2 protein-coding genes and 6 rRNA genes are annotated in these 13,146 nt (G+C 44.7%); all 8 read left to right on the top strand.

Annotated features, from left to right (window positions below; all coding sequences use genetic code 11):
* Nucleotides 1–50 precede the first annotated feature (50 nt).
* The 8 genes from AAA453_RS00040 to rrf (AAA453_RS00005) all read left to right on the top strand — a co-directional run bounded on the left by AAA453_RS00040 (nt 51) and on the right by rrf (AAA453_RS00005) (nt 13,142).
* Entirely contained in the window at nt 51–368 is a 318-nt protein-coding gene (locus tag AAA453_RS00040; protein ID WP_069816781.1) for a YbaB/EbfC family nucleoid-associated protein, read from the top strand.
* 4 nt (nt 369–372) lie between these two features.
* Nucleotides 373–969 carry a recombination mediator RecR gene (gene recR, locus AAA453_RS00035; RefSeq protein WP_002505985.1) on the top strand — a complete coding sequence of 199 codons (597 nt, stop codon included), beginning with the start codon at nt 373–375 and terminating at the stop codon, nt 967–969.
* A 539-nt stretch (nt 970–1,508) separates the two neighbouring features.
* A 16S ribosomal RNA gene (locus tag AAA453_RS00030) occupies nt 1,509–3,061 on the top strand.
* Nucleotides 3,062–3,350: 289 nt separating this feature from the next.
* Nucleotides 3,351–6,275: ribosomal RNA gene (locus AAA453_RS00025) — 23S ribosomal RNA — on the top strand.
* Between the two features lie 80 nt (nt 6,276–6,355).
* Nucleotides 6,356–6,470, top strand: a 5S ribosomal RNA gene (gene rrf, locus AAA453_RS00020).
* Between the two features lie 1,711 nt (nt 6,471–8,181).
* A 16S ribosomal RNA gene (locus tag AAA453_RS00015) occupies nt 8,182–9,734 on the top strand.
* Nucleotides 9,735–10,023: 289 nt separating this feature from the next.
* A 23S ribosomal RNA gene (locus AAA453_RS00010) occupies nt 10,024–12,947 on the top strand.
* 80 nt (nt 12,948–13,027) lie between these two features.
* Nucleotides 13,028–13,142: ribosomal RNA gene (rrf, locus tag AAA453_RS00005) — 5S ribosomal RNA — on the top strand.
* The 16S, 23S and 5S rRNA genes sit together here, the layout of an rRNA operon.
* Nucleotides 13,143–13,146: the final 4 nt, after the last annotated feature.

Below are 13,146 nucleotides of genomic sequence, written 5' to 3'. Positions count from 1 at the left end.
CGAAAGAATAACCATAAAAATGATATAGAAGATTCAAGGAGGAAAAATTTATGCGCGGTGGCGGAAATATGCAACAGATGATGAAACAAATGCAAAAAATGCAAAAGAAAATGGGCGAAGAGCAAGAGAAATTAAAAGAGGAGAAAGTCCAAGGTACAGCTGGCGGTGGCATGGTAACTGTAACAGTATCAGGCCATAAAGAAGTACTAGATGTAGAAATAAAAGAAGAAGCGGTAGATCCAGACGACGTTGAAATGTTACAAGACTTAGTGATTGCTGCAACGAATGAAGCAATGAATAAAGCTGATGAACTTACACAAGAACGCTTAGGCAAGCACACTCAAGGCTTAAACATTCCTGGAATGTGATCATATGCACTATCCTGAACCGATTTCAAAACTTATTGACAGTTTCATGAAACTGCCAGGCATTGGGCCGAAGACCGCTCAACGTCTGGCGTTTCATGTATTAGATATGAAAGAAGACGATGTTGTCCAATTTGCCAAATCTTTAGTGGATGTTAAACGAGAACTTACCTATTGTAGTGAATGCGGACATATAACTGAACAAGATCCATGTTACATTTGCCAAGATAAACAGAGAGATCGCACAATTATTTGTGTAGTTGAAGATGATAAAGATGTCATTGCTATGGAGAAGATGCGTGAATATAAAGGTTTATATCACGTCTTACATGGCTCTATTTCTCCAATGGATGGTATTGGACCAGAGGATATTAATATACCGAGTTTAATTAATCGTTTGAAAGATGAAGAAGTTAAAGAGCTTATCTTAGCGATGAACCCAAACCTAGAAGGTGAATCTACAGCGATGTATATCTCGAGGTTAGTAAAACCAATTGGTGTTACTGTAACGAGATTAGCTCAAGGTCTTTCTGTAGGTGGCGATTTAGAATACGCTGATGAAGTTACATTGTCGAAAGCGATTATGGGCCGAACAGAGATGTAGTACGCTATTAAACATATATATGAACGATTAAAGCTACCTATATAGGTAGCTTTAATTATTTGTAAATAAAATTAAAAAGATGTAAAAGAATTTAAAGTACGCGTAATAAGCGTTTTTCAAGTGTTTATAGGTAGTTTTTAGATGCTTATTATCTACAAAGCGAACTTTAAATAAGAAGGAGATATTAAAGTATGTTTATTGGTGTTCGAAGGCTGTTGTGAGCGGGTTAAAGTGTAAATTTTATAGTTGTTAAAAGGTTTTGATGCGTGTATAGTATTACTAGTAGAGCGAAACAACAAGTCAAACACAACAAACACAAAAAAGAAATACGAAACACAACGAAAATTAATTTTAAAAAGTTCTTGACTTTCTGAGTCATAACCTGTAGAATTAAGTCTTGTGATTAAGAAATGAACATTGAAAACTGAATTGCAATATGTCAACGTTAATTCCGAACGCAACATTAAATTGTTGGTTCAAACGTGTTAGAGATAACACACAAATTAGTATTTTATGAGCTAATCAAACATCATAATTCATTTATGGAGAGTTTGATCCTGGCTCAGGATGAACGCTGGCGGCGTGCCTAATACATGCAAGTCGAGCGAACGGATAAGGAGCTTGCTCCTTTGAAGTTAGCGGCGGACGGGTGAGTAACACGTGGGTAACCTACCTATAAGACTGGAATAACTTCGGGAAACCGGAGCTAATGCCGGATAACATTTGGAACCGCATGGTTCTAAAGTAAAAGATGGTTTTGCTATCACTTATAGATGGACCCGCGCCGTATTAGCTAGTTGGTAAGGTAACGGCTTACCAAGGCAACGATACGTAGCCGACCTGAGAGGGTGATCGGCCACACTGGAACTGAGACACGGTCCAGACTCCTACGGGAGGCAGCAGTAGGGAATCTTCCGCAATGGACGAAAGTCTGACGGAGCAACGCCGCGTGAGTGATGAAGGTTTTCGGATCGTAAAACTCTGTTATTAGGGAAGAACAAATGCGTAAGTAACTGTGCGCATCTTGACGGTACCTAATCAGAAAGCCACGGCTAACTACGTGCCAGCAGCCGCGGTAATACGTAGGTGGCAAGCGTTATCCGGAATTATTGGGCGTAAAGCGCGCGTAGGCGGTTTCTTAAGTCTGATGTGAAAGCCCACGGCTCAACCGTGGAGGGTCATTGGAAACTGGGAAACTTGAGTACAGAAGAGGAAAGTGGAATTCCATGTGTAGCGGTGAAATGCGCAGAGATATGGAGGAACACCAGTGGCGAAGGCGACTTTCTGGTCTGTAACTGACGCTGATGTGCGAAAGCGTGGGGATCAAACAGGATTAGATACCCTGGTAGTCCACGCCGTAAACGATGAGTGCTAAGTGTTAGGGGGTTTCCGCCCCTTAGTGCTGCAGCTAACGCATTAAGCACTCCGCCTGGGGAGTACGACCGCAAGGTTGAAACTCAAAGGAATTGACGGGGACCCGCACAAGCGGTGGAGCATGTGGTTTAATTCGAAGCAACGCGAAGAACCTTACCAAATCTTGACATCCTTTGAAAACTCTAGAGATAGAGCCTTCCCCTTCGGGGGACAAAGTGACAGGTGGTGCATGGTTGTCGTCAGCTCGTGTCGTGAGATGTTGGGTTAAGTCCCGCAACGAGCGCAACCCTTAAACTTAGTTGCCAGCATTTAGTTGGGCACTCTAGGTTGACTGCCGGTGACAAACCGGAGGAAGGTGGGGATGACGTCAAATCATCATGCCCCTTATGATTTGGGCTACACACGTGCTACAATGGACAATACAAAGGGCAGCTAAACCGCGAGGTCATGCAAATCCCATAAAGTTGTTCTCAGTTCGGATTGTAGTCTGCAACTCGACTACATGAAGCCGGAATCGCTAGTAATCGTAGATCAGCATGCTACGGTGAATACGTTCCCGGGTCTTGTACACACCGCCCGTCACACCACGAGAGTTTGTAACACCCGAAGCCGGTGGAGTAACCATTTATGGAGCTAGCCGTCGAAGGTGGGACAAATGATTGGGGTGAAGTCGTAACAAGGTAGCCGTATCGGAAGGTGCGGCTGGATCACCTCCTTTCTAAGGATATATTCGGAACATCTTCCTTGAGAAGATGAAGAGGAATGACATTGACATATTGCATTCAGTTTTGAATGCTCATTACGAGTATTCATTGCGTTATTTTGTACATTGAAAACTAGATATGTAAGTAAAATTTATGATTTTACCAAGCAAAACCGAGTGAATTAGAGTTTTAAAAAGCTTGAATTCAAAAAAATAGAAATAATCGCTAGTGTTCGAAAGAACACTCACAGATTAATAACATTTTAGGTTTTCAACCGATTTTTTTCGTGTTGAAAGTCGAAAAGATTAAGTTATTAAGGGCGCACGGTGGATGCCTTGGCACTAGAAGCCTACGAAGGACGTTACTAACGACGATATGCTTTGGGGAGCTGTAAGTAAGCTTTGATCCAGAGATTTCCGAATGGGGAAACCCAACACGAGTTATGTCGTGTTATCGATATGTGAATACATAGCATATCTGAAGGCAGACGCGGGGAACTGAAACATCTTAGTACCCGCAGGAAGAGAAAGAAAAATCGATTCCCTGAGTAGCGGCGAGCGAAACGGGAAGAGCCCAAACCAACGAGCTTGCTTGTTGGGGTTGTAGGACACTCTATACGGAGTTACAAAAGAACAAATTAGACGAATCATCTGGAAAGATGAATCAAAGAAGGTAATAATCCTGTAGTCGAAAGTTTGTTCACTCTTGAGTGGATCCTGAGTACGACGGAACACGAGAAATTCCGTCGGAATCCGGGAGGACCATCTCCCAAGGCTAAATACTCTCTAGTGACCGATAGTGAACCAGTACCGTGAGGGAAAGGTGAAAAGTACCCCGGAAGGGGAGTGAAATAGAACTTGAAACCGTGTGCTTACAAGTAGTCAGAGCCCGTTAATGGGTGATGGCGTGCCTTTTGTAGAATGAACCGGCGAGTTACGATTTGATGCAAGGTTAAGCAGTTAATGTGGAGCCGTAGCGAAAGCGAGTCTGAATAGGGCGTTGAGTATTTGGTCGTAGACCCGAAACCAGGTGATCTACCCATGACCAGGCTGAAGTTCAGGTAACACTGAATGGAGGGCCGAACCGACTTACGTTGAAAAGTGAGCGGATGAGTTGTGGGTAGCGGAGAAATTCCAATCGAACCTGGAGATAGCTGGTTCTCTCCGAAATAGCTTTAGGGCTAGCCTTAAGTAATGATTATTGGAGGTAGAGCACTGTTTGGACGAGGGGCCCTTATCGGGTTACCGAATTCAGACAAACTCCGAATGCCAATCAATTTTATCTTAGGAGTTAGAACGCGGGTGATAAGGTCCGTGTTCGAAAGGGAAACAGCCCAGACCACCAGCTAAGGTCCCAAAATATATGTTAAGTGGAAAAGGATGTGGCGTTGCCCAGACAACTAGTATGTTGGCTTAGAAGCAGCCATCATTTAAAGAGTGCGTAATAGCTCACTAGTCGAGTGACACTGCGCCGAAAATGTACCGGGGCTAAACATATTACCGAAGCTGTGGATTGTCCGTAAGGACAGTGGTAGGAGAGCGTTCTAAGGGCGTTGAAGCATGATCGCAAGGACATGTGGAGCGCTTAGAAGTGAGAATGCCGGTGTGAGTAGCGAAAGACGGGTGAGAATCCCGTCCACCGATTGACTAAGGTTTCCAGAGGAAGGCTCGTCCGCTCTGGGTTAGTCGGGTCCTAAGCTGAGGCCGATAGGCGTAGGCGATGGATAACAGGTTGATATTCCTGTACCACCAAATTTCGTTTTAAGCGATGGGGGGACGCAGTAGGATAGGCGAAGCGTACTATTGGATTGTACGTCCAAGCAATGAGACTGAGTGTTAGGCAAATCCGGCACTCTTAAGGTCAAGTTGTGATGGGGAGAGGAAATTGTTTCCTCGAGTCGTTGATTTCACACTGCCAAGAAAAGCCTCTAGCTAGAATTTTGGTGCCCGTACCGCAAACCGACACAGGTAGTCAAGATGAGAATTCTAAGGTGAGCGAGCGAACTCTCGTTAAGGAACTCGGCAAAATGACCCCGTAACTTCGGGAGAAGGGGTGCTCTTTAGGGTTAACGCCCAGGAGAGCCGCAGTGAATAGGCCCAAGCGACTGTTTATCAAAAACACAGGTCTCTGCTAAACCGTAAGGTGATGTATAGGGGCTGACGCCTGCCCGGTGCTCGGAAGGTTAAGAGGAGTGGTTAGCTTCGGCGAAGCTACGAATCGAAGCCCCAGTAAACGGCGGCCGTAACTATAACGGTCCTAAGGTAGCGAAATTCCTTGTCGGGTAAGTTCCGACCCGCACGAAAGGCGTAACGATTTGGGCACTGTCTCAACGAGAGACTCGGTGAAATCATAGTACCTGTGAAGATGCGGGTTACCCGCGACAGGACGGAAAGACCCCGTGGAGCTTTACTGTAGTCTGATATTGAAATTCGGTACAACTTGTACAGGATAGGTAGGAGCCTTTGAAACGTGAGCGCCGGCTTACGTCGAGGCGTTGGTGGGATACTACCCTTGCTGTGTTGGATTTCTAACCCGCACCATTTATCATGGTGGGAGACAGTGTCAGATGGACAGTTTGACTGGGGCGGTCGCCTCCTAAAGAGTAACGGAGGCGCTCAAAGGTTTCCTCAGAATGGTTGGAAATCATTCATAGAGTGTAAAGGCATAAGGAAGCTTGACTGCGAGACTTACAAGTCGAGCAGGGTCGAAAGACGGACTTAGTGATCCGGTGGTTCCGCATGGAAGGGCCATCGCTCAACGGATAAAAGCTACCCCGGGGATAACAGGCTTATCTCCCCCAAGAGTTCACATCGACGGGGAGGTTTGGCACCTCGATGTCGGCTCATCGCATCCTGGGGCTGTAGTCGGTCCCAAGGGTTGGGCTGTTCGCCCATTAAAGCGGTACGCGAGCTGGGTTCAGAACGTCGTGAGACAGTTCGGTCCCTATCCGTCGTGGGCGCAGGAAATTTGAGAGGAGCTGTCCTTAGTACGAGAGGACCGGGATGGACATACCTCTGGTGTACCAGTTGTCGTGCCAACGGCATCGCTGGGTAGCTATGTATGGACGGGATAAGTGCTGAAAGCATCTAAGCATGAAGCCCCCCTCAAGATGAGATTTCCCAACTTCGGTTATAAGATCCCTCAAAGATGATGAGGTTAATAGGTTCGAGGTGGAAGCATAGCGATATGTGGAGCTGACGAATACTAATCGATCGAAGACTTAATCAAATTTAAAAGTGTTTTGTTTGGCATTATCAAATTTTACTTACTATCTAGTTTTGAATGTATAATTTTTATACAGTTCATTGTCTGGTGACAATGGCAAGGAGGTCACACCTGTTCCCATGCCGAACACAGTAGTTAAGCTCCTTAGCGCCGATGGTAGTCGGACTTACGTTCCGCAAGAGTAGGACGTTGCCAGGCAATTAAGGACCCGAAAGGGTCTTTTTTTTATGGAGAAAAAGAGCTTAACTACCAAAAACAACTGGTTTAAAATATGAGCACATAAGCTGAAGCTCATGTGTAAGAACTACTAATCCCAATGAGATTGGGAAGTAGTTCTTTAGAAGCTGACGAACTCAGCGAAAGACGCGACGAGCTTAAAAGCGGTAAGTGAGTAAGGAAAGAGCGCAAGTGAGAAAAGATGCGAGCGCTTGGCTTATATCAGGAAAGCTCCTTAGCGCCGATGGTAGCTGATTTACGTTCCGCAAGAGTAGGGTAAGAGGGATACAAAAGACAAGTCTTTTGTATAAGTGCTCCTAAACTCTAATTATTAGAATAAGGAGCACTTTACAGGCAATTAAGGACCCGAAAGGGTCTTTTTTTTATGGATAAAAAGAGCTTAACTACCAGGGTTACAAGAGTGAAGCGATTGCATAAGTATTACTAACCTCTATAAACTGAGGGGCAGTCTTTATCGAAGAACTGAAATTTTGATTTAAAACATGAACACATAAGCTGAGATCATGTGTAAGGACTACTAACCTCAATAAATTGAGAAGTAGAAGTTTTTACAGCCAGTGTTATAGGATACGAGGAGTCGAGACTGAGAGGTCTCTTTTTTGTGGAAAAATAGTGTGAATCTCATCCTAAGAGATATGAGAATAATTTAAGGATTACAAGAGCTGGTGCTCTTGTATAAGAACTACTAATTTCGCAAGCGAAAAAGTGGTTCTTTATAAATTAAAAAGTGGTAGTTTATAGGAATATAAGAGTTGAAGGCCATATTAAATGTGATTTATTTTTGGGTTAGGTAAATAAAGTATTCTAGAGTTCTAGTTAACATTTAGTATTCACTTAATTTACTACTGCATAGAGTAAAAATTTTTTTCGCTTATATTATCCAAAAGGCTTATCAATATATAACTTTTCAACTGATATAAGAATTAGAGTATCATCTCTTTTATGTATGGAATTTCCATTTGTGAGTTTTCAATGTGTTAATATAAATTTATTTAATAGTTCTGATATTCATAAGATTAAAGACATAGGTTGTTTTTTACTTGATCTATAAATTTTTAAGTATGTTTTAAAAGATAAAAATTATTGGAAGAATAATTAGAGCAATATTTTCGAGATTTTCACTTTTATTATTTGGAAGAATTAGATTATATAAATTATGAATAGAGAAAAAGTTTAAAAAAACATAGTGAGCAACGAGAAATAAAATAGTGAATAATCTTCCAAATAGAGTGATATATAGTTATTTTAGAAAGGGATTAGCCTTCCTTGTATTTGGATTTATTACATTGAAAAAGCTGTAGTTACTAGAGATTCGACTATAATATAGTCTTAATGAATTAGATTTGTTTAATAAATGTAAGTTTTGTAGCGATAGTGTAAATTTTACTGTTGTTAAAAGCTTTTTATGCGTGTATAGTATTACTAGTCGAGCTAAACAACACGACAAACACAAAAAGAAATACGAAACACAACGAAAATTAATTTTAAAAAGTTCTTGACTTTCTGAGTCATAACCTGTAAAATTAAGTCTTGTGATTAAGAAATGAACATTGAAAACTGAATTGCAATATGTCAACGTTAATTCCGAACGCAACATTAAATTGTTGGTTCAAACGTGTTAGAGATAACACACAAATTAGTATTTTATGAGCTAATCAAACATCATAATTCATTTATGGAGAGTTTGATCCTGGCTCAGGATGAACGCTGGCGGCGTGCCTAATACATGCAAGTCGAGCGAACGGATAAGGAGCTTGCTCCTTTGAAGTTAGCGGCGGACGGGTGAGTAACACGTGGGTAACCTACCTATAAGACTGGAATAACTTCGGGAAACCGGAGCTAATGCCGGATAACATTTGGAACCGCATGGTTCTAAAGTAAAAGATGGTTTTGCTATCACTTATAGATGGACCCGCGCCGTATTAGCTAGTTGGTAAGGTAACGGCTTACCAAGGCAACGATACGTAGCCGACCTGAGAGGGTGATCGGCCACACTGGAACTGAGACACGGTCCAGACTCCTACGGGAGGCAGCAGTAGGGAATCTTCCGCAATGGACGAAAGTCTGACGGAGCAACGCCGCGTGAGTGATGAAGGTTTTCGGATCGTAAAACTCTGTTATTAGGGAAGAACAAATGCGTAAGTAACTGTGCGCATCTTGACGGTACCTAATCAGAAAGCCACGGCTAACTACGTGCCAGCAGCCGCGGTAATACGTAGGTGGCAAGCGTTATCCGGAATTATTGGGCGTAAAGCGCGCGTAGGCGGTTTCTTAAGTCTGATGTGAAAGCCCACGGCTCAACCGTGGAGGGTCATTGGAAACTGGGAAACTTGAGTACAGAAGAGGAAAGTGGAATTCCATGTGTAGCGGTGAAATGCGCAGAGATATGGAGGAACACCAGTGGCGAAGGCGACTTTCTGGTCTGTAACTGACGCTGATGTGCGAAAGCGTGGGGATCAAACAGGATTAGATACCCTGGTAGTCCACGCCGTAAACGATGAGTGCTAAGTGTTAGGGGGTTTCCGCCCCTTAGTGCTGCAGCTAACGCATTAAGCACTCCGCCTGGGGAGTACGACCGCAAGGTTGAAACTCAAAGGAATTGACGGGGACCCGCACAAGCGGTGGAGCATGTGGTTTAATTCGAAGCAACGCGAAGAACCTTACCAAATCTTGACATCCTTTGAAAACTCTAGAGATAGAGCCTTCCCCTTCGGGGGACAAAGTGACAGGTGGTGCATGGTTGTCGTCAGCTCGTGTCGTGAGATGTTGGGTTAAGTCCCGCAACGAGCGCAACCCTTAAACTTAGTTGCCGGCATTTAGTTGGGCACTCTAGGTTGACTGCCGGTGACAAACCGGAGGAAGGTGGGGATGACGTCAAATCATCATGCCCCTTATGATTTGGGCTACACACGTGCTACAATGGACAATACAAAGGGCAGCTAAACCGCGAGGTCATGCAAATCCCATAAAGTTGTTCTCAGTTCGGATTGTAGTCTGCAACTCGACTACATGAAGCTGGAATCGCTAGTAATCGTAGATCAGCATGCTACGGTGAATACGTTCCCGGGTCTTGTACACACCGCCCGTCACACCACGAGAGTTTGTAACACCCGAAGCCGGTGGAGTAACCATTTATGGAGCTAGCCGTCGAAGGTGGGACAAATGATTGGGGTGAAGTCGTAACAAGGTAGCCGTATCGGAAGGTGCGGTCGGATCACCTCCTTTCTAAGGATATATTCGGAACATCTTCCTTGAGAAGATGAAGAGGAATGACATTGACATATTGCATTCAGTTTTGAATGCTCATTACGAGTATTCATTGCGTTATTTTGTACATTGAAAACTAGATATGTAAGTAAAATTTATGATTTTACCAAGCAAAACCGAGTGAATTAGAGTTTTAAAAAGCTTGAATTCAAAAAAATAGAAATAATCGCTAGTGTTCGAAAGAACACTCACAGATTAATAACATTTTAGGTTTTCAACCGATTTTTTTCGTGTTGAAAGTCGAAAAGATTAAGTTATTAAGGGCGCACGGTGGATGCCTTGGCACTAGAAGCCTACGAAGGACGTTACTAACGACGATATGCTTTGGGGAGCTGTAAGTAAGCTTTGATCCAGAGATTTCCGAATGGGGAAACCCAACACGAGTTATGTCGTGTTATCGATATGTGAATACATAGCATATCTGAAGGCAGACGCGGGGAACTGAAACATCTTAGTACCCGCGGGAAGAGAAAGAAAAATCGATTCCCTGAGTAGCGGCGAGCGAAACGGGAAGAGCCCAAACCAACGAGCTTGCTTGTTGGGGTTGTAGGACACTCTATACGGAGTTACAAAAGAACAAATTAGACGAATCATCTGGAAAGATGAATCAAAGAAGGTAATAATCCTGTAGTCGAAAGTTTGTTCACTCTTGAGTGGATCCTGAGTACGACGGAACACGAGAAATTCCGTCGGAATCCGGGAGGACCATCTCCCAAGGCTAAATACTCTCTAGTGACCGATAGTGAACCAGTACCGTGAGGGAAAGGTGAAAAGTACCCCGGAAGGGGAGTGAAATAGAACTTGAAACCGTGTGCTTACAAGTAGTCAGAGCCCGTTAATGGGTGATGGCGTGCCTTTTGTAGAATGAACCGGCGAGTTACGATTTGATGCAAGGTTAAGCAGTTAATGTGGAGCCGTAGCGAAAGCGAGTCTGAATAGGGCGTTGAGTATTTGGTCGTAGACCCGAAACCAGGTGATCTACCCATGACCAGGCTGAAGTTCAGGTAACACTGAATGGAGGGCCGAACCGACTTACGTTGAAAAGTGAGCGGATGAGTTGTGGGTAGCGGAGAAATTCCAATCGAACCTGGAGATAGCTGGTTCTCTCCGAAATAGCTTTAGGGCTAGCCTTAAGTAATGATTATTGGAGGTAGAGCACTGTTTGGACGAGGGGCCCTTATCGGGTTACCGAATTCAGACAAACTCCGAATGCCAATCAATTTTATCTTAGGAGTTAGAACGCGGGTGATAAGGTCCGTGTTCGAAAGGGAAACAGCCCAGACCACCAGCTAAGGTCCCAAAATATATGTTAAGTGGAAAAGGATGTGGCGTTGCCCAGACAACTAGTATGTTGGCTTAGAAGCAGCCATCATTTAAAGAGTGCGTAATAGCTCACTAGTCGAGTGACACTGCGCCGAAAATGTACCGGGGCTAAACATATTACCGAAGCTGTGGATTGTCCGTAAGGACAGTGGTAGGAGAGCGTTCTAAGGGCGTTGAAGCATGATCGCAAGGACATGTGGAGCGCTTAGAAGTGAGAATGCCGGTGTGAGTAGCGAAAGACGGGTGAGAATCCCGTCCACCGATTGACTAAGGTTTCCAGAGGAAGGCTCGTCCGCTCTGGGTTAGTCGGGTCCTAAGCTGAGGCCGATAGGCGTAGGCGATGGATAACAGGTTGATATTCCTGTACCACCAAATTTCGTTTTAAGCGATGGGGGGACGCAGTAGGATAGGCGAAGCGTACTATTGGATTGTACGTCCAAGCAATGAGACTGAGTGTTAGGCAAATCCGGCACTCTTAAGGTCAAGTTGTGATGGGGAGAGGAAATTGTTTCCTCGAGTCGTTGATTTCACACTGCCAAGAAAAGCCTCTAGCTAGAATTTTGGTGCCCGTACCGCAAACCGACACAGGTAGTCAAGATGAGAATTCTAAGGTGAGCGAGCGAACTCTCGTTAAGGAACTCGGCAAAATGACCCCGTAACTTCGGGAGAAGGGGTGCTCTTTAGGGTTAACGCCCAGGAGAGCCGCAGTGAATAGGCCCAAGCGACTGTTTATCAAAAACACAGGTCTCTGCTAAACCGTAAGGTGATGTATAGGGGCTGACGCCTGCCCGGTGCTCGGAAGGTTAAGAGGAGTGGTTAGCTTCGGCGAAGCTACGAATCGAAGCCCCAGTAAACGGCGGCCGTAACTATAACGGTCCTAAGGTAGCGAAATTCCTTGTCGGGTAAGTTCCGACCCGCACGAAAGGCGTAACGATTTGGGCACTGTCTCAACGAGAGACTCGGTGAAATCATAGTACCTGTGAAGATGCAGGTTACCCGCGACAGGACGGAAAGACCCCGTGGAGCTTTACTGTAGTCTGATATTGAAATTCGGTACAACTTGTACAGGATAGGTAGGAGCCTTTGAAACGTGAGCGCCGGCTTACGTCGAGGCGTTGGTGGGATACTACCCTTGCTGTGTTGGATTTCTAACCCGCACCATTTATCATGGTGGGAGACAGTGTCAGATGGACAGTTTGACTGGGGCGGTCGCCTCCTAAAGAGTAACGGAGGCGCTCAAAGGTTTCCTCAGAATGGTTGGAAATCATTCATAGAGTGTAAAGGCATAAGGAAGCTTGACTGCGAGACTTACAAGTCGAGCAGGGTCGAAAGACGGACTTAGTGATCCGGTGGTTCCGCATGGAAGGGCCATCGCTCAACGGATAAAAGCTACCCCGGGGATAACAGGCTTATCTCCCCCAAGAGTTCACATCGACGGGGAGGTTTGGCACCTCGATGTCGGCTCATCGCATCCTGGGGCTGTAGTCGGTCCCAAGGGTTGGGCTGTTCGCCCATTAAAGCGGTACGCGAGCTGGGTTCAGAACGTCGTGAGACAGTTCGGTCCCTATCCGTCGTGGGCGCAGGAAATTTGAGAGGAGCTGTCCTTAGTACGAGAGGACCGGGATGGACATACCTCTGGTGTACCAGTTGTCGTGCCAACGGCATCGCCGGGTAGCTATGTATGGACGGGATAAGTGCTGAAAGCATCTAAGCATGAAGCCCCCTCAAGATGAGATTTCCCAACTTCGGTTATAAGATCCCTCAAAGATGATGAGGTTAATAGGTTCGAGGTGGAAGCATAGCGATATGTGGAGCTGACGAATACTAATCGATCGAAGACTTAATCAAATTTAAAAGTGTTTTGTTTGGCATTATCAAATTTTACTTACTATCTAGTTTTGAATGTATAATTTTTATACAGTTCATTGTCTGGTGACAATGGCAAGGAGGTCACACCTGTTCCCATGCCGAACACAGTAGTTAAGCTCCTTAGCGCCGATGGTAGTCGGACTTACGTTCCGCAAGAGTAGGACGTTGCCAGGCAATT

The sequence above is a fragment of the Staphylococcus parequorum genome, from assembly GCF_039237145.1.
GTDB classification, from domain to species: Bacteria; Bacillota; Bacilli; order Staphylococcales; family Staphylococcaceae; genus Staphylococcus; species Staphylococcus equorum_A.
Note: the sequence above shows the minus strand (reverse complement) of the source record. Positions and strands in the feature narration are given on the sequence as shown.

Excerpts from the sequence above, each read along its gene's own strand:
- AAA453_RS00040 (WP_069816781.1), top strand. The coding sequence starts at position 51 with ATGCGCGGTGGCGGAAATATGCAACAGATGATGAAACAAATGCAAAAA.
- recR (WP_002505985.1), top strand. The coding sequence starts at position 373 with ATGCACTATCCTGAACCGATTTCAAAACTTATTGACAGTTTCATGAAA.